The following is a 17829-nucleotide window of genomic DNA, read 5'->3' as shown; positions in this document are numbered from 1 at the left end:
AACACGATAGTACTTGGTCCTTATGGATTAAACGGAGTTTGAGGCGGTTGAATTGACTACCATCTTTGCCAAAATTGTTCCCGACGCGTTCGATATTTAGCGGTGTAGGCCTAGAAGAGGCTTACCACATTGAGTGCCAAAACTCCGCCGCTACTCGATCGCCGCCACTTCATGCCTCAACCGCTTGGATGCCATACCGGGTTCAAAGCCCCATACCGCTACCCAACGATAAAACACTGGCGTGAGAAAAAGCGTGAACACGGTGGCGAAACCAAGACCACCAACAATAACCCAGCCAACAGCAATTCGCGCTTCGGCACCAGCCCCAGATGTCAAAATAAGGGGCAGGCCGCCGAACACGGTCGATAGCATCGTCATCATCACGGGTCTGATACGCAGGCGTAACGCATCGCGGATAGCGCTATCGATATCTTGCCCCGCCTCACGCAGCTGATTGGCAAATTCAACGATCAAAATACCGTTCTTTGCCATCACCCCGATCAGCATTACCAGGCCGATCTGGCTGTAATAGTTCAATGACCCACCGGTAAGTAAAATCGCCATCAAAGCAGCAGCAAGGCCGAAAGGGACCGTCAGCATGATAACGACGGCGCTGGCAATGCTTTCGAACTGGGCCGATAGCACAAGAAATACAACTACAAAGGCCACCCCAAATACCAAGTACATACTGGATTGGCTGTCTGTCAGAGATGCGGCTTCTCCTGTAAATGTGATGCCCATGCCTTCGGGTAGTGTATCTGCTGCGAGCTCAGTCAATCGTGCCATGGCATCGCCAAGATCGACTCCCGTACCAAGATTGGCCTGCACCGACACCGCCAGCGACCCACCCTGACGTTCAATCTGAGATTCACTGACCACCGGAACTAGCGTCGCAGCAGCCGAAAGCGGGATATAAGCGCCATCGGGAAGGCGTAGAAAGATTGATTCAAGATTGGAAGGATCATCAATCGGCGGACCACCCGGCACGACGTTTACATCTGTTTCGGTATCGTTTTCGAAGACGGTAACCGCGACACTTCCCTGAACCATTGAACTTATAGTCTGGGTAATTTCGGCTTCAGTTAGACCGAACACACCTGCCATGTCTTCGTCTACACGCACCTCATACTGGGCTTGTACGCTGTCGTTGGATAATTGCGGATTCAGAAAACTATCATCGCCAGACATGGCCGCCACCAAGTCATCGGCGGCCTCAGTCATCGCCGTAACGTCATTTCCGGTGACTGCGAATTGTAAACCTTGTCCTCCGCCACGGATGTTCAGACTGTTGGTTGACCGAGCACTCGCTTGCACGCCAGGCACACTCGTCAACTTACCACTGAGTTCAGAGATAATCTCTGCCTGACTACGGTCGCGTTCGACCCAATCTTGCAGGCGCACAATGATGAAGGCGCTGGTGCCCCCACCAATACCAATGATGCTCTGCACAGCGGTCACTTCGCCGCTTTCACGATATGGGGTTAAAATCTCTTCGATCATTGCGACCTGACCATCGAGATAAGTGGTTGTGGTGTCAGATGCACCACGCGCCTGAACAAGGAAAAACCCCCGATCTTCGGTCGGCGTAATGCTAGAAGAAAGCGTCGTGGCCCCTCCTATTGCAATAATGGCAAAGCCGATTGCAGTGGCAATCACGATCAGCGGTGAGCGGATAGCGTGATCCATAACGAAATCAAAAGCGCGAGACAGCCTCCCCGGTTCGGCAACTGGCTTTTCTGAACCGGCGCGACCTGGGTCTAGAAACGCAGCCATGACCGGCGCCAATGTCAACGCGGTGATGGAAGACAGAGTCACGGCAAAAGCCAAAACAAATCCGAACTCGCTAAAGACGCCGCCGGCCTGACCGGGCAAAAACGAAATCGGAATAAAAACGGCTGCTAGCGTTGCTGTGGTTGATATCACAGCGAAGAACACTTCGTTGGTGCCAGCAGCAGCAGCGGCGAAAGCCCCCATACCTTCTCTGCGCTTTCGCACAATATTCTCAATGACCACGATTGCGTCATCCACAACCATGCCTGTGGCGAGAACCAGCGCAAGAAGGCTTATGGTGTTGATGGAAAATCCAGTTAACCAGATCGCGGCAACTGTTCCCACTAGAGCGACGGGAATCGTTATAGCTGGGATTAACGTCGCAGTGGGTGAGCGCAGAAAACCGAAGATCACTGCGATCACAATGACTGCCGCCAAACCGATAGATTTGACCACTTCGTCTATAGAAGATTCGATAAACACACCATCATCGGAGGTGATGACAATCTCTACACCTTCGGGCAAAACTTGACGCAGTTCTTCAACTGCGGCGTTCACCGCTTTAGATATTTCAAGGGTGTTTCCGGCCGATTGGCGACTAATATCTAGGCCAATGGCCAACTGACCGTTGACGCGAGACAAGACCTCGTTGTCCTCAGGGACGAGCTGCACAAAGGCCACGTCGGACACGTGGGTTGTGGAATTGATTGAGACCTGACCAACGCTATCAACGGTCACATCTGCATTGCCGACACGTAGCGCGAGAGTCTGTGAATTGGTTTCTAACTCACCTAAGGGGGTGTCGTCGCGCAAAGAAGCCAACGCATTGGTGACATCCGAGACGGTCAACCCACGGCTAAGCAGTGAAGGAATATCCAAGGTGACACGGAATTCATTGGTCCGGTTACCACGGGTGGTCACTTCGGCAATCCCGTCAATGACCGAGAGCCGATCATATATCATCCCTTCAGCCAGAACGCTCAGTTCGTCTAGGGTCGCGTCCCCCAGCACGGCCAGACGAATAATGGCATCAGCGTTGCTGTCGCTTTTCGACACTGTTGGATCGTCGATATCGTCAGGGAGCTGACGCAGGGTTGCAGATACAATCTCACGTGCCTCATTGGCAGCGATATCGACGTCAGTGCCTTCAGAAAGATCAATGGTTATCTGGCTCGAACCGGTGCTGGAACTCGATTCGATATAGGAGAGGCCATCGAGAGCGCTCAAGGCGTCCTCAAGAACCTGTGTCACTTCTTGGTCGACTGTTTGAGGAACCGCACCTTCATAAGTGGTACGAACCGACAGGACCGGCTGGTCCACATCGGGCATCTCACGCACGTCTACCGATGTGAGGGCTGCCAAACCGGCGATCAAAATCAGCAAATTAATGACGATACCCAAAAGCGGGCGGGACACGAACAATCCCGCCATCCGGTATCCGCCCTTTGATGGTGTCTGCGCACTCATTGTGCTGCCTCACTCGTGGCGGTTTTTGCTGCATCGGACTCGTCAGTTGCATCTTCAGCGCGCGCAGGCGCGGTGCGCTTTCTGTCGCCGGTCCGTGCGCCTTCTGCCCCTGCCACCGCGATGGCGGATCCGGCCCGCAGTTTTTGCGCCCCTTCAGTTACCACAAGCGTACCTGGGGCAAGATCAGTCTCAATCCAAACCTGCTCATTACGCCGAAACAAAATTGTTGCAGCGACCTGCTCGGCAACGCCATCATTGTTGACCCAGATACTCGACCCGTCGCGTGACCAAGTAATTGCCGTAGCGGGAACCAAAGCCAACGGCTCACTCTCTTGCACAATACGGACTGTAAATGTCATGCCCGGCCAAAGCTGAGCGTCGGCATTGTCAATTAGCGCATGTACAGTCACGCTACGCGTAACGTCGTCGATGCGGCTATCGAAGGATATGATCTCACCTTCGAATATCTCTCCGGCAAATGTCGGCGTGGTTGTCAGCACCTTCTGTCCTGTTGCCAACAGCCCGACAGCGCGTTCCGGTAATTCGAAAACCACCAGCAGTTGTTCAGCGTCATCAATGGTGACAACATCACTGCCCACCGATAAGACATCGCCGACTTTAATATCGCTCATACCCAGCTTACCGGAGATGGGAGCCCTGATTGTCCGGTCATCTAGCGCAATCTGGACGAGTCCAACATTGGCCTCTGCAAGGCGCAGCTCAACCCGCGCCTCTGATATAGAGACATCGGCAATCGACGAGTTTCCTGCCGCGCTCAATTTCTCATATCGCTCAACCTTTTCACGCGCTTGGTCAAGTTCGGCTTGGGCAATTTCGAGATTGAATGTCTCCGTACGTGCGTCAAGCTGAACCAGCACGTCTCCGGCCGAAATCTCCTGATTTGCCGTAAGGTTGGTTTCGATCACTTCGCCCGAAACACTCGAGATCACACTGGCACTATGCACAGCATCGGCGCTGCCAATCGCTAGCAGGATACTTTCATACGGCTGCATGTCCAATGGGGTTACACTCACCGTTGTCGCTTGTAATGCACCGCCACGACCGCCAGGGCCACCGGTAGGTCTACCCGTTTGCGCATCACCTGCACTTTCAGTCGCAGAAGGGTCTCCCCAAAATGATGGGACGCCAAATGTAATTAAATATGCTCCTGCAATTATCAGTGCCGAAACAATCAATATGACAATTCTACGCAAGTTAGTGTCTCCTGAATTAGTCTGTGTTACCCTGGAGCGCCTTTTGACGGCACATCCATTTGGTTGCCACCATTGGCAGCTTCAAAAAAGTTAAATGCGGCCTCAGCAGCGTAACGGTAAAAAATTTCTATTCGGCGATAGCCGAACTTAAAGCGCAGCGGCAACTATCCATTTTGTCAGGAAACTAACCAATTTGTTAGAAATGCATTCAACTCTCACCTCTGAGCGACTTAAGCCGGTATTTGGCCTTGAGGCTGAGGTCATCCGCGATCCTAAAACACGCGATTTCTTTGACCTCTCGTTTCCCACTGCACAAGGTCGTTTTGAAGAGATGTCAAAAAACAGAAATAGGATAAACTCTGCGGTGTGTCCTAAATGAATTTGCAAATCTGATTCAATGGGCGGTGAAATGATCAGAGCATTTGAAACCAATACGCTTAGATTAGTCGGTTCCAGTAAGCATCACTGCAGGCTTTTCCAAAAACATTTACATCCGACATGCTGAAAATTGTATTTTTCATTGCATGTGGCTTTGACTGCACTGGATCATCATTGATTTCCTGGTGCACGTATTGTGCACGCACGCTACAATAACCAGTTGATTTTTATGGGCGTCCCATCCAATCCATCATCGGGGCAATGGAAATTTTAGTGTGTTGATTTATTTGCATTTTGCATCTTCAAACAGTTTCGGCGAGTTATAGCACACACAGCGCGCACGCGTTGGCCGCCATAAACAAGCTTCCCTCCGGTGCCTGCCGGGATCAGAACCGACGCAAGGGCCACTATGCCAGCGAGACCTTGCAGCGCCACGATTGGCGTTCTCGTTGACCAGCATATAGACGATGTGTGCGCAGTTGGGAAACCGCCCGTCACAGCAAGGCGGCCATGCATATAGCTCCCGCCGAAACAGTCAAACGAGTGACGTTTCCGGCAAGATCCTATCGTGGTCATGAGTTTTTGATGTGAGAAGCCGGAGTGAACCTGGTCGACAATGCCGTGGGCCATGGTGCCGACGACAGCAAAATCAGCACCCATATCGGCGTTACCGATATCGGCCCGCTTTGATGAAGCTACACTCATCGCGCGCTTCAAGCCCTTTTCAACGGGCGAACAGACCAACTCCGGCTGTGGATCTGGATTGTCTCTGGCCAAGGATGTCGCGAAGCCGCGTGGCTGTTACCTCGACATCAGCACCGGCGAAGCGATGAGTCAGCTGGCGAAAACGGTATCGCTCAACCTACCCTGCCAGAGTGAATCTGTCAGCGTCTGAAGGTGTCCTTCATATGGGGCGGCATGCCCAAAATATCGAGATCGCTTGCTGCAGGCGTGCGGCCCGATTCAAAAGCAGTTGCCAAACGCTGAGCGGCGAAAATTTGTGCGAAGAATGTTGGTTTTTTCATGATTGTATCCTTTCGCACACTATATAGGTGCAAATGGCATTGTGGAGACCTGTTCAATTGGCATGGCAGCCATGCCTTGCCGCATGCAACGTCTTGACCGGATTTGCGGACTGATCATGTGGATTGACTGCCCCGCTTGAGAGCCGGTGATCCGGTCAAATTATTCAGTGTCATCACGAGACGATCTAGAGATCGACGGCGTTGGGCAACAGGACGAGGTCCCGGATTGTCACATGCTTGGGCCGTGTCAGCATGAAGACGACACACTCCGCGACTTCTTCGGGTTGCATCAGGCTGCCTTCTGCCAGAGCCTGCTCCAGTTTGGCCTTTGGCCAGTCATCCAGAAGTGCCGTCACCACAGGCCCTGGCAGGATCGCCCCGACGCGCACGCCATGTTTTGCCATCTGGCGGCGCACCGTATGGGTAAAGGCCTGCACCGCATGTTTCGAGGCGGTATAGATCGGCTCCCACACCACCGGGATCACCCCGGCGACAGAGCTCGTCAGGATCACATCGCCGGATTTCTGCGCCGCCAGATGGGGCAGCACCGCATGGACCGACCGGAAGGTCGCATTGATATTGAGGTTCAGGACCATATCCCACTGATCCGGGTCCCCATCAAGAATATCGCCGCCCACATAGGCGCCAGCATTGGCATGAAACACATCAAGCCTGCCTGCCGCTGCAAGGATCTGCGGCAGCATCCGGGCTACGCTATCGGGGACAAGCAGATCGGTCACAATGGGATGCGCACCTGCCCCCAGATCGGCGCAGACTTGCCGCAGCGCCGCCTCGTCGCGGTCCACCAGCGCAACCTGTGCGCCAGCTGCCAGACAGTGCCGCGCGCAAGCCAGCCCGATGCCCGATGCCCCGCCGGTGATGGCCACGACCTTTCCTTCGAGAGTGTTCATGGCGTTCTCCTCAAAACCTTGCTCAGATACTGGAATAGCCGCCCTCGATCATCATGATCGCCCCGTTGACGAGGTCGGATGCAGGCGAGGCGAGATAAAGCGCCATGTCAGCAATTTCCACCGGCTCACCGAACCGGCCCAAGGGGGTGCGCGCAATGAAAGGGTCTTTTTTCTCCGGCGGCGACCAAAGCTGTTTGCCCATCTTTGTCAGCACAACCGTGGGACAAATCGCGTTGACCTGCACATTATGGGGGGCGGCCTCGACCATCAGGGATTTTGTCAGCGCGTTCAGCCCGCCCTTGGAGGAGGCATATGCCGCGTGATCCTCAAGTGCGATGACCCCTGTCTGGGACGAGATGTTGATGATCTTGCCCATGCGCCGCGCCATCATCCCCGGCAGCAACGCCCTGGACAGGATGAAGGGCGCGGTCAGGTTCACGGCCAAGGTCCGGGTCCAGTCCTCGACGGCGAAATCCACTACCGGACCGGTGACAGCAATCCCTGCGGAATTGACCAGAATGTCAATCCTGCCTCCCGCTGCGGCCAGCGCCTCGGCCGCGATGGCGGCGGTTTGCTCGCTGGACGCCAGATCGCCCGTGATGGCAGTGAACTTGCGGCCTTTTGCCATGACGACGCGCCCAAGATCGGCCAACCTTTCTGTCGATCGACCATGGCCGATGATATCGGCACCGGCATCGGCAAAAACCTCGGCAATCGCATAGCCGATGCCCGAGGACGCGCCGGTGACAAGTGCTGTGCGACCGGAGAGGCGAAAGCGGTTTTCCCAATCGGACATGATCTATTCCAAATTTGTGTGACGTGCGCGCATGGCTTCGGGAGCAATGCTCAACCGGCCTCGCAGGTCGAGAACAAGAAGTTCGAAAAACAGGACCATCAGCACCTCATACAGCGAGCCCATCGGCAGAACGGAGCTGGCCGCCGGACCCTGATCCGAGGCCATGGTCTGGGCTGGCAGATGCACGATCAGATCGGCCATGGCGGGCACGGGACCATCGCGCGTTGCAGTAATGCAGATCACCTGCGCACCGGCCGCGCGTGCGACATTGCACAGCGCTGCAACGGTGCCAAAATCACCCGGCCCGGCGCTGACAAATAAAACATCCCCGGTTGCGATGGGTGGTGTGGTCATGTCGCCGACCACATGCGCCTCGAGACCCAGATGAAACAACCGCATGGTCAGTGCCTTCATCATCAATCCCTCACGCCCCACTCCGAAGCAGGCGATGCGCCGCGCTTTCGCCAGCACTTCGGTCAATGGCGCAATCTGCGCCAGGACGGATGGGGCAAGACCGGGGCGCAACTCCTCCAGAAGGCGGTCGCACAGCGTGTCTGACGCGCCACTCATGGCTTAGCTGCCCTGCAGTCTGATCTGGATTTTCACATCCGTCGGTCGTGCCTCTACCGCGCGATCAAAAGCGGCAATGCTGTCGGCAAAAGCGAATGTCTCCGAGACCAGCGGCTTGAGGTCGACTTTGCCCGAAGCCAGCAGCTCAATCGCGCGGTCATACATGTTGGCATAGCGAAACACCGTCTCCATCCGGATTTCCTTGGACTGCGCCAGGACGATGTCCATGGGCACCCGTTCAACCGGCATGCCAACCCAGACCACGCATCCTGCCGGAGACACAGCTTCAAGTGCTGTTTGCACCGACGCAGCGGCGCCCGCGCATTCAAAGACCACATCCGCGCCCCAGCCCCCGGTGCCGCTGCCAATCACATCGGCAACAGAGGATTTTGTCACATTGATCGGGTGGATGTTGTCGTACTGCGCGGCAATGCCCAATTTTTCGTCTACAAGATCAGAGATATAGACCTTGGAGCAGCCCCCGGCCAGGGCGGCCAGCGCTACCATGATCCCAATGGGGCCGGCACCTGTGACCAGCGCCACATCGCCGGGTTTGATACGCGCGCGCGCTGCTGCCTGCATGCCGATGGCGAAGGGTTCGACCATCGCGCCTTCGGCAAAGCTGACGTGATCGGGCAGTTTGTAGGTGAAAGCCGCGGGATGGATGACCTCGGGTGTCAGACAGCCATGCACCGGAGGGGTCGCCCAGAACCTGACATCCGGATCGACATTATACGCACCCAGTTTGCTTGCCTTGGACGCCATGTTGGGTATGCCGGGCTCCATGCAAACGCGGTCGCCGACAGCCAGATGGCTCACATGCTCGCCCAACTGCGTCACCACACCCGAGGCCTCATGCCCCAGAACCATGGGCGCTTTGACGACGAAGGGCCCGATCTTGCCGTGGGTGTAATAATGCACGTCACTGCCGCAAACCCCGACCGTATTGATCGCGATACGCACATCTCCCGGTTCAAGCTTGTGCGGCAGGTCAATCTCCCGCAACGACAGCCTGTTTTTTTCTTCGAGAACCAAAGCAATCGACATGTTTTCCCCCTCTTCCTTCATCCCTTATGCGCCTGCCAGTGCAGGCACGTCTTCCCCTTGCAGCAACGCGCGGGCGGTGTGCTCGTCAGTGACCAGCGAGTTGACAAAACAACGTCGCAGCGCAGCGCGGATCACAGGCACCTTGTGCAGACCCCCTGCAGCCAGGATTACATTGGGTATATTATGCAGATCTTCCAGCGAAACACCGATGACCCGTTGGTTCACGACGTGGTCGAGAAGCCCGCCTCTGGCGTCAAGGACATGACCAATGATGTCTCCGACACCGCCTTTGGCGATCAACTCGCGGGAATCAATATCGCGCGGCAGGGCATCGCGTACCAGCAGCGAACTGGACAGATCGCCCGTCGCAAGTGCGACCGCGCCGCAGGAACGCACTTTGTCCAGCATCTCTTTGATTACGTCCTGCTCCATGAAAACGGCCTGGCTTTCCGCGCTACCGGCAAACAGCGGTGCCGTGAAAAAGCTGTGCTCCGCATTGCACAGGTCCGCCAGCCTTGTGGTGATCTCGTAGCCGTTTACATCGGAGCCACGCGTCACCCCGCCCATGATGGATACGATCTCCAGATCCGGCCTGTCGATGGGCTGCATGAATCGTGTCGCCAGATTGAGCGTGTTGCCCCAGGACATCCCGAAGGTCCGCAGGTCCGGCTGCGACAGGACTTTGCCAAGATAGCTGCCAAGCGCCGCGCTCACCAGCGGCGTAACCGAGGCGGGATTCTCCGGAGTTGGTACCACGATGCTGCGCGACAGGCCGTATTGGCGCTCAAGCTGCCATTCCAGATCAGCGGCGGCGGCATAGATTGAATCGACACTGACCCGCAGGATGCCACGCTGCCGCGCCTCGGCCAGACCCTTGTTGACACGCAGCCGCGTGATACCAAAGCGTTTGGCGGCTTCAGCCTGTGTCAACCCTTCGACTTCGCACGCCCAAGCCAGACGGACCAGCAATTGCTCTTCCTCGTCGATCTGGTCAATCTTGATGCGTCGCGCCATGAAACCTCTCTATAAAACACACAGAGTATCGCGCAACGACGAATGAGCTGCTCCAAGCCTGCTGGGCAGGCAAAGTGTCACTTCACTGCCCCCATGGTCAAGCCACGCACGAGCTGCTTGGACGCGATCAGCGCAAAGATCAGGACTGGAATAACAATCAGCGTTGAGGTCGCCATGATCTTGCCGTAGGGCAGATTGTAACCCTCCATGAAGGACACAGCCATAGCCGGGGCGGTCTTGGCTTCCGACCGGGTCAGGATCAGACCGAACATCAGCTCGTTCCATGAGAAAATAAAGGAAAAGATTGCCGAGACTGCCACGCCCGGCATTGCCAAAGGCAGGCAGATCTTGCGCATGATGGTGAATTGAGAGGCCCCTTCAAGACGTGCCGCTTCGTCCAGATCATAGGGAATGCCCCGAAACTGGTCCGTCACAATCCAGATGACAATCGGCAGGTTGAAGGTCAGGTAGATCAGGATCAGCGTGATGTGCTTGTCCAACATCCCAAGATTGCGCGCGATCAGGAAGAACGGCAGCGCCAGCACGATGGGCGACACCATACGGTTGGTGATGAACCAGAACCACAGGTCTTTCTTGCCGCGAAATTCAAACCGCGCCAAAGCAAATGCAGCAGGCACGCCCAGGATCAGCGCCAGTGTCGTTGTCGATATGGCAATCACCAGCGAGTTGATCAGCGTGCGCAATACGCCGTCCTCGAACAAGGCTTCGCGGTAGTTGTTGAGCGTTGGCTCGAATATCCAGACGGGAGGCGATTCAAGCGCCACGATCTGCGTTTTCAATGACGTCGTGACCATCCAGTAGAATGGAAACACGCAGATCGAAATGATGATCAACAACAGGATAATCTGCCACAGGATCGACCGGGAGGTGTTCATGTCTCAGACCTCCTTGTAGAAGACGCGAATGTAGATTTGCGCCAGAACGATGGTGATGATCAGCAGGATAATCGCCTGCGCCGAGGCCAATCCCTGGTCGAAACCACGAAAACCCACGCGCTGGATCATGAGCGATATGAACTCAGTTGCCGCCCCCGGCCCGCCGCGTGTCAATGTGAACACCATGTCGAACAGTTTCAGCGTATCCGCCGTGCGCAGGATCAGCACCGCCACCAGACCGGGCAGCAGGAAAGGCAACTGCACATAGCGCAGCACCACCCACCAGCTTTTGGTCTCCAACCGGGCGGCCTCCTCGACTTCGCCCGGGACCATTGTCAGCCCTGCCAGAAGCACCAGCGCCACGAAAGGTGTCCACTGCCAGACATCCCAGAAAATGATCATCGCAAAAGCATTGGTCGGATCACCAATCCAGTTGATGTTGGCGCCGCCCAGAAGCTGGTTCACGACGCCGAATTTCTGGTTGAACATGACCTGCCCGAGCAAGCCCACAACCGCATAGGTGGTGGCCATCGGCAGCACCAGTCCGAGGCGCGCCAACGTCTTGAGGATCGTCAGCCCCGGCTTGTGCAAGACCAGTGCAATCCCGAGGCCAAGCGCCAATTGCAAGGGCAAGGCGGTGCCGAGCAAGAAAAACGTGCGCCCCATTGCCTGCCAGAAAACTTCATCCGTCAGAACGGTCCCATAGTTCTCGAGGCCAATGAATTCGAGGCGCTTCAACTTTGTCAGATTGAAGAAATGAAGCGAGGTCCAGGCCGCGTAGAGCAACGGCGCGATCCCGACGATCGCCAGACCAAACACAGCCGGAGCTATAAAAGCAAAAATCGTGCGTCTGGAAACCTGTCCGCGCATAGTGCCCTCCCGGCATTCAAATGAGGGGCGGCACGCGCTGCGCCGCCCCAGGTGTTTCAGGTGTTTCAGGTGTTATTGTGCCAAAGGCTTGTCACCGGAATAGTAGCCGGCAGCATCCAGAACGGCTTCCATACGGGTACCAATTTCGGTTGCGCCTTCTTCCGTCGTGACGTCGCCGAGCATTATTTTCGTGCCCCACTCCTGCACGATCTCGGTGATTTCAGGCCACTCCGCGAACCGCGGACGGAATTCAGGCACACCGTCCTGCCAGCTTTCAACCAGCGCAGGGACGAACTTGTAGGTCTCTGCCAGCGCAGGGTCCGCATAAGCGGACTGACGCGCCGGTACACCGCCGCGCTCAAGGTATTCACCTGCATTTGCTTTGGACGTTGCCCACTGGATGAACAACCAGGCTGCTGCCTGCTCCTTCTCGTCAGCTTGTGCAGCAACGGACATGGAGAACCCGCCAAGCGCTGGTTTGCGCCCTGCTGGCCCTTTTGGCTCTGGTGCGATTTCAACGCAATCGGCCACTTTGGAGGTTTCCGGCGACATCACGCCGGAATAGAAAGCCGACCACTCGGTGATCATGGCCACATCGCCCTGAGCGAAACCGTTGACGACTTCAGCGTGGTCATAGGCCACGATCCCATCGGGCATATACTGCATCAGGTCCTGGCGGAACTTGAGACCTGCCTGTGATTCCGCAGAGTTCAGATTGGACTTGAAATCTGCATCCAGAAAAGAGCCGCCAAAAGGCCAGATGACGCGGGCAAAGCTGTCCGCCGACTGCGTTTCATTACGTTTGGACTGCAGAGCGAATGCGTATTTGCCGTCCTTGGTCAGCGCCGGACCATAAACATCCTTCAAATCGGACCATGTCTCGGGCGGGCCATCAAAACCGGCCGCTTCCAGCATGCATTTGTTGTAGAACAGCAGGCCGGAATAATTGTCGACCGGCAGGCCATAAATCGTGCCATTCCAGCCGCCAAACGCGTTCAGGACCAATGGAAAGAAGTCGTCAATGTCCAGATCGGGATCGACAAGGTCCGGGTTGGAGGTGAATTTGTCGATCGGCAGAATCCAGTCGTTCTCAGCGAAATTGCCGATCCAGACGAGATCTATCAATGCCACATCCAAATCACCGCCGGACACGAAGTCACGGACCTGTTCACCCAGCGCATTTTCGTAAGGGTGCTTGATGACGTTGACCTTGATGCCGGTTTCCGCCTCAAAAGCGGGCAGCATGGCTTCGATTGCTTCGTAGCCCGGCCGCAGCAGGAAAACCACGTCCACCGTCGTCCCCGCATATGGCTCGGCCGCTTTGGCCAGGCTCCACTCACTATGACTGGCAGCTGACGCTCCAGTCGCCATGACGCTCGCCATAGCAGCGGAGCAAAGAAGTTTTCTCAGTCTCATTTTGATTTCTCCCAGTAAATATTTGACATTCATTTGTGTCACTGTGCATACAAATGTAAATATTGCACCGTTGTCAATGCAAAGTTTTGGAAAGATTAGCGACACGGCGGCAAATCACGAGGTCAGGGGAGGACGAAAGTGGCAACGGTCGAAATCAGAAAAATCAATAAATTCTATGGCAATACGCAGGCGCTGTTTGATGTGGACCTTGAGGTCGCCGATGGCGAATTCGTGGTTTTTGTCGGGCCTTCAGGCTGTGGTAAATCCACGCTCTTGCGCACACTCGCCGGGTTGGAGGCGATAGACGATGGCACCGTGACCATCGGCGGCAAAGACGTCTCCCATGCAGAACCGGCGGACCGCGATGTGTCCATGGTGTTCCAGTCCTACGCGCTTTATCCACATATGAGCGTGCGCCAGAACATGGAATTTGGCATGAAGGTCAATGGCGTCGATCCAGCCGAACGCACCCAGCGCATCAATGAGGCCGCGCGTATTCTGCAATTGGACGACTACCTCGATCGCAAGCCGGGTCAGCTTTCCGGTGGCCAGCGCCAGCGCGTCGCCATTGGCCGCTCTATCGTGAAAAACCCCAAGGTTTTTTTGTTTGATGAGCCGCTGTCGAATCTGGATGCCAAGCTGCGTGTGCAAATGCGGGTTGAACTTGAAGCGCTGCACAAGCAGCTTGATGCCACCATGATTTACGTCACCCATGATCAGGTCGAGGCGATGACCATGGCGGACAAAATCGTCGTGCTAAATGCCGGGCGTGTGGAACAGGTCGGCTCCCCTATGGAGATCTACCACAAACCAAACAGCAAATTCGTGGCTGAATTCATCGGCTCCCCGGCGATGAATGTGTTTGATGCTTCAGGCCTGCGGGGCCTGGATTTGCGGGCAGAAACCCATTTTGTGGGTTGCCGCCCAGAGCACTTTGAGGTTCTGGAAAAGGGCCAGGGAAATGTCGACGCCGTTGTAAAGGTCAAAGAGCAACTGGGCGGCGAGAACCTGTTGTATCTTGGTGTTTCCGAAGGTTTGACCCTCGTCGCGCGCCTTGATGGCGATGACGAAACTGCAGTGGGTGATCAGGTCGGTCTTGGCATACCGGCGCATCGTTTGCACCAGTTCGATCGCGACGGACGTGCCCTGCGCTAGGAGGCGCGGAGATTCAGGATTCCCAGACCATTTGAAAACCACATGTTCCCCGACCTACTGATTTTTGATTTTGACGGTGTCATTGCGGACAGCGAGAGCATCTCCTTGTCGACCTTGCAAAGCGCCTTGCGCGCCTATGGCAACGATTTGCCGTTGGACGAAGTGCGCCGCCGCTATCTTGGCAAGGCGATGAAGCAGATCAAAAAGGACATGCAGGCGGAATATTCTGGTGCCGACTGGGATGGATTCGACGTACACTGGAATGCAATTCTATTCGACCGGTTCCGCAAAGAACTCAGGCCTCTGCCTGGACTCGTCGCCCTGCTTGATCGGGCCGAAGCTCGCGGCCTGCCCTATTGCATTGCATCCAGCGGCAGTTTGGAGCGAATTGGCTTCGCTCTGGGTGCAATGGGCCTTGGCGCGCGGTTTTCTCATGTGTTCAGCGCAGAACAAGTCACCCATGGCAAGCCGGCTCCCGACCTGTTTTTGCACGCGGCGAAAACCATTGGTGTGCCGCCTCACAGATGTCTTGTGCTTGAAGATTCACCCTATGGAATCCAGGCCGCAAAGTCTGCCGGAATGCGCGCGTTGGGTTTTGTCGGCGGAGCACATCTTGAGGACATTCGGGCAGAACACCGCGATTTACTACTGGAACATGGGGCTCATGATGTGGTGGAGCACCTGAACGAGATCACGTTCGAGAAGATGAGAACACGGTGGAAAATGCCGAATACCGATTGAAGTCAGGGATCGCGGAAAACCGGATCGAAGCAACAAACACACACACAAAGGTTGCTCCAGACCGCTCGCAAACGTCTGGCACCGACAACGGGGTCAACCCATTGTTGTCAACCCATTGTTGTCAACCTATTCTTGTCCGGCACCTCATTCGACATTGCGGCCGAATGTCAGCCCGTTGACCTTTTCAACGATGCTTTGCGCGTCGATGCCATGGTGGCGATAAAGGTCGCCTATCGTGCCGGTTTGCCCGAAATGCTCCACACCCAGCGGGATCGACTGATGGCCGGCGACGCTGCCCAGCCAGGACAATGTGGCGGGATGGCCGTCAATAACTGAGATGATCCGGCAGTGTCGTGGCAAATCGCCCAACAGGCGCTCCACATGCGCAACCGCCGCTTTATTGCCACGCGAACGGGCACGTTGGGCTGCGGTCCAGCCGGCATTCAGTCGATCAGCAGAGGTGACCGCAAGAACGCCGACATCACGTCTACCCTCGCCGATCATGCCCGCAGCCTTGATCGCCTCGGGTGCCACCGCACCCTGATAGGCAATCACCACATCGCAGTTGGGACCGGGTTTGCGCAACCAATAGGCGCCGTCGATCGAGCCTCGCACAAAGTCATCATCGACGCGTTTACCTGGCTGTTCGATCGGGTTTGTGGTCAGGCGCAGATAGACTGAACCGCCGGTTTCGTCGCGCAGCCAGGTGCGCTCGTCCGGGTCGCCTTCGCCGTCTTTTTGCATGTAGGCAAAGGCCCACTCCATGATCACTGCCAGTTCATCGACAAAAGCGGGTTCAAACGAAGCCAGACCATCCTGCGACATGCCGATCAGAGGCGAACCGACCGACTGATGTGCGCCTCCTTCCGGGGCTAGCGTCACCCCTGAGGGCGTGCCGACAATCATGAAACGCGCATCCTGATAGCAGGCATAATTCAGTGCATCGAGGCCACGCGCGACAAACGGATCATAGATCGTGCCAATGGGGATCAGCCGTTTGCCAAACAGCGAATGCGAAAGCCCCGCCGCGCCCAGAAGCAGGAACAGGTTCATCTCGGCAATGCCAAGTTCGATATGCTGACCTTCGGGATCAAACTCCCATTTTGCGGTCGAAGGAATGTTTTCTTTTTTAAACGTATCTTCCTGATGCCACCGAGAGAACAGTTTACGCCGGTTTACCCATGCTCCGAGGTTTGTTGTTCCGGTCACGTCCGGTGATGTGGTTACAATCCGCTCGGCAAGCTTGCTGGTCCCCCTGGACAGTTCATCGAGTATTTTGCCAAAACCCGTTTGCGTCGAGATCTCCCGTTCCAAACTCAGTTCGATTGCAGGCACGTCAATGATATCATCGGCATAGCGCCGCCGCCCCTTTGCAAAAAACGGCACCGAGTCGAGAAAAGCCCGAAGAGCGGCCGGGTCTTCCACCGTCGCAAATTTTTCCCATTCGTCGCCCTCGGCAACACCCATATGTTTCTGCCAAGCCGCCATCTGGGTCTTGTTCATCAAACCGCCATGGTTATCCTTGTGCCCGGCAATCGGGGTTCCCCACCCTTTGATCGTATAGGCGAGGAAACACACCGGGCGATCATGGTCGATGCCGGCAAAGGTTTCAGCCAGGGTCTCGACGCAGTTTCCGCCGAGGTTTTCCATTAGTTCAGCCAACTCGTCGTCGCTATAGGATTCCAGTAACGCGGTTACATCGCCCTGATCTCCCAGAGCATCCATCAGGCGTTCACGCCACACCGCCCCGCCCATGAAAGTCAGCGCCGAGTAAAGCTGGTTGGGACAGTTGTCGATCCAATCGCGCAGCTTCTCGCCGCCCGCCCGGGCGAAGGCGGCTCGCTGCAAGGTGCCGTATTTCAGGCGCACCACATCCCAGCCGAAGGCTTCAAAAATCTGCTCGATCCGCTTGAACAACCCCTCACGCACCACCCCATCGAGGGACTGCCGGTTGTAGTCAATGATCCACCAGCAATTACGCAGCTCGTTCTTCCACCCCTCTTGCAGGGCTTCATAGATATTGCCCTCGTCCAGTTCTGCATCTCCAACCAGGGCGACCATCCGGCCCAGTTTCTGATCCTGTCCCCAGCTCTTTGCCTTGATGTAATCCTGGACAATCGACGCAAAGGAAGTGATCGCAACACCGAGCCCGACCGAACCGGTTGAGAAATCCACGTCATCGACATCCTTGGTGCGGCTTGGATAGCTCTGCGCCCCTCCATATCCGCGAAAGTTTTCCAACTTCTCGCGGGTTTGGTTGCCCATCAGGTATTGCATGGCGTGAAAGACTGGCGATGCATGTGGTTTGACTGCCACCCGGTCCGCGGGCTGGAGCACGGTGTAATACAATGCGGTCATGATCGACACCATTGACGCCGACGATGCCTGGTGCCCACCGATCTTGATGCCATCAGTCTTGGGTCGAATGTGATTGGCATTGTGAATCAGCCAGTGTGACAGCCACAAAAGGCGCTGTTCCACGGTCTTCAGATGATTTGCAGTCATGGCTCAGCCTTTGGTTCGCAGATGTTTCGTGGAGATATTCAGGGCAATTTGTCC

The 17829-nt window shown here is 55.9% G+C and carries 14 protein-coding genes; 2 read left to right on the top strand and 12 right to left on the bottom strand.

The features are described 5' to 3' along the window. Nucleotides 1-150: 150 nt before the first annotated feature. The 11 genes from RAL88_RS21300 to RAL88_RS21250 all read right to left on the bottom strand — a co-directional run bounded on the left by RAL88_RS21300 (nt 151) and on the right by RAL88_RS21250 (nt 13374). The gene (locus RAL88_RS21300; RefSeq protein ID WP_306266216.1) at nt 151-3237 is read right to left on the bottom strand and encodes an efflux RND transporter permease subunit; all 3087 of its coding nucleotides are present in this window, start codon (nt 3235-3237) and stop codon (nt 151-153) included. Further along, nucleotides 3234-4451 carry an efflux RND transporter periplasmic adaptor subunit gene (locus tag RAL88_RS21295; protein ID WP_306266215.1) on the bottom strand — a complete coding sequence of 406 codons (1218 nt, stop codon included), beginning with the start codon at nt 4449-4451 and terminating at the stop codon, nt 3234-3236. Before RAL88_RS21295 ends, RAL88_RS21300 begins: the two co-directional genes overlap by 4 nt. Nucleotides 4452-5713: 1262 nt before the next feature. Next, nucleotides 5714-5854, bottom strand: coding sequence for a hypothetical protein (locus RAL88_RS21290; protein WP_306266214.1), 141 nt, complete (start codon nt 5852-5854; stop codon nt 5714-5716). A 185-nt stretch (nt 5855-6039) separates the two neighbouring features. After that, nucleotides 6040-6765: an SDR family oxidoreductase gene (locus RAL88_RS21285; protein WP_306266213.1), complete on the bottom strand. Its 726-nt coding sequence runs from the start codon at nt 6763-6765 to the stop codon at nt 6040-6042. 22 nt (nt 6766-6787) lie between these two features. Further along, the gene (locus RAL88_RS21280; RefSeq protein ID WP_306266212.1) at nt 6788-7561 is read right to left on the bottom strand and encodes an SDR family NAD(P)-dependent oxidoreductase; all 774 of its coding nucleotides are present in this window, start codon (nt 7559-7561) and stop codon (nt 6788-6790) included. A 3-nt stretch (nt 7562-7564) separates the two neighbouring features. After that, nucleotides 7565-8131: an SIS domain-containing protein gene (locus tag RAL88_RS21275; RefSeq protein ID WP_306266211.1), complete on the bottom strand. Its 567-nt coding sequence runs from the start codon at nt 8129-8131 to the stop codon at nt 7565-7567. A gap of 3 nt (nt 8132-8134) precedes the next feature. Beyond that, the gene (locus RAL88_RS21270) at nt 8135-9178 is read right to left on the bottom strand and encodes an NAD(P)-dependent alcohol dehydrogenase (RefSeq protein WP_306266210.1); all 1044 of its coding nucleotides are present in this window, start codon (nt 9176-9178) and stop codon (nt 8135-8137) included. A 24-nt stretch (nt 9179-9202) separates the two neighbouring features. Continuing rightward, the gene (locus RAL88_RS21265; protein ID WP_306266209.1) at nt 9203-10192 is read right to left on the bottom strand and encodes a sugar-binding transcriptional regulator; all 990 of its coding nucleotides are present in this window, start codon (nt 10190-10192) and stop codon (nt 9203-9205) included. Nucleotides 10193-10269: 77 nt separating this feature from the next. Continuing rightward, entirely contained in the window at nt 10270-11088 is an 819-nt protein-coding gene (locus RAL88_RS21260) for a carbohydrate ABC transporter permease (RefSeq protein WP_306266208.1), read from the bottom strand. A gap of 3 nt (nt 11089-11091) precedes the next feature. Then, the gene (locus tag RAL88_RS21255) at nt 11092-11958 is read right to left on the bottom strand and encodes a carbohydrate ABC transporter permease (protein ID WP_306266206.1); all 867 of its coding nucleotides are present in this window, start codon (nt 11956-11958) and stop codon (nt 11092-11094) included. 72 nt (nt 11959-12030) lie between these two features. Then, the gene (locus tag RAL88_RS21250; protein ID WP_306266205.1) at nt 12031-13374 is read right to left on the bottom strand and encodes a sugar ABC transporter substrate-binding protein; all 1344 of its coding nucleotides are present in this window, start codon (nt 13372-13374) and stop codon (nt 12031-12033) included. A gap of 138 nt (nt 13375-13512) precedes the next feature. Here RAL88_RS21250 and RAL88_RS21245 point away from each other — a divergent pair, with 138 nt between their 5' ends. Further along, a complete protein-coding gene (locus RAL88_RS21245; RefSeq protein WP_306266204.1) occupies nt 13513-14529 on the top strand; it encodes an ABC transporter ATP-binding protein in 1017 nt (338 codons plus the stop codon). 42 nt (nt 14530-14571) lie between these two features. Beyond that, nucleotides 14572-15270 carry an HAD family phosphatase gene (locus RAL88_RS21240; RefSeq protein WP_306266203.1) on the top strand — a complete coding sequence of 233 codons (699 nt, stop codon included), beginning with the start codon at nt 14572-14574 and terminating at the stop codon, nt 15268-15270. Between the two features lie 144 nt (nt 15271-15414). Here RAL88_RS21240 and RAL88_RS21235 read toward each other — a convergent pair whose 3' ends face one another. Beyond that, on the bottom strand, nt 15415-17775 hold the full coding sequence (locus RAL88_RS21235) for a 1-deoxy-D-xylulose-5-phosphate synthase N-terminal domain-containing protein (protein WP_306266202.1): 2361 nt from the start codon (nt 17773-17775) through the stop codon (nt 15415-15417). Between the last annotated feature and the right edge of the window lie 54 nt (nt 17776-17829).

The organism is Pararhizobium sp. IMCC3301, from assembly GCF_030758315.1.
Classification (GTDB): Bacteria; Pseudomonadota; Alphaproteobacteria; order Rhizobiales.
The sequence above is the reverse complement of the archived record's forward strand: the minus strand, read 5'-3'. Positions and strand labels throughout refer to the sequence as shown.

What these genes read in the sequence shown, in the direction of transcription:
- RAL88_RS21300 (WP_306266216.1), bottom strand. Translation starts at nt 3,237, where the DNA reads ATGAGTGCGCAGACACCATCAAAGGGCGGATACCGGATGGCGGGATTG.
- RAL88_RS21290 (WP_306266214.1), bottom strand. Translation starts at nt 5,854, where the DNA reads ATGAAAAAACCAACATTCTTCGCACAAATTTTCGCCGCTCAGCGTTTG.
- RAL88_RS21285 (WP_306266213.1), bottom strand. Translation starts at nt 6,765, where the DNA reads ATGAACACTCTCGAAGGAAAGGTCGTGGCCATCACCGGCGGGGCATCG.
- RAL88_RS21280 (WP_306266212.1), bottom strand. Translation starts at nt 7,561, where the DNA reads ATGTCCGATTGGGAAAACCGCTTTCGCCTCTCCGGTCGCACAGCACTT.
- RAL88_RS21275 (WP_306266211.1), bottom strand. Translation starts at nt 8,131, where the DNA reads ATGAGTGGCGCGTCAGACACGCTGTGCGACCGCCTTCTGGAGGAGTTG.
- RAL88_RS21270 (WP_306266210.1), bottom strand. Translation starts at nt 9,178, where the DNA reads ATGTCGATTGCTTTGGTTCTCGAAGAAAAAAACAGGCTGTCGTTGCGG.
- RAL88_RS21265 (WP_306266209.1), bottom strand. Translation starts at nt 10,192, where the DNA reads ATGGCGCGACGCATCAAGATTGACCAGATCGACGAGGAAGAGCAATTG.
- RAL88_RS21260 (WP_306266208.1), bottom strand. Translation starts at nt 11,088, where the DNA reads ATGAACACCTCCCGGTCGATCCTGTGGCAGATTATCCTGTTGTTGATC.
- RAL88_RS21255 (WP_306266206.1), bottom strand. Translation starts at nt 11,958, where the DNA reads ATGCGCGGACAGGTTTCCAGACGCACGATTTTTGCTTTTATAGCTCCG.
- RAL88_RS21250 (WP_306266205.1), bottom strand. Translation starts at nt 13,374, where the DNA reads ATGAGACTGAGAAAACTTCTTTGCTCCGCTGCTATGGCGAGCGTCATG.
- RAL88_RS21240 (WP_306266203.1), top strand. Translation starts at nt 14,572, where the DNA reads ATGTTCCCCGACCTACTGATTTTTGATTTTGACGGTGTCATTGCGGAC.
- RAL88_RS21235 (WP_306266202.1), bottom strand. Translation starts at nt 17,775, where the DNA reads ATGACTGCAAATCATCTGAAGACCGTGGAACAGCGCCTTTTGTGGCTG.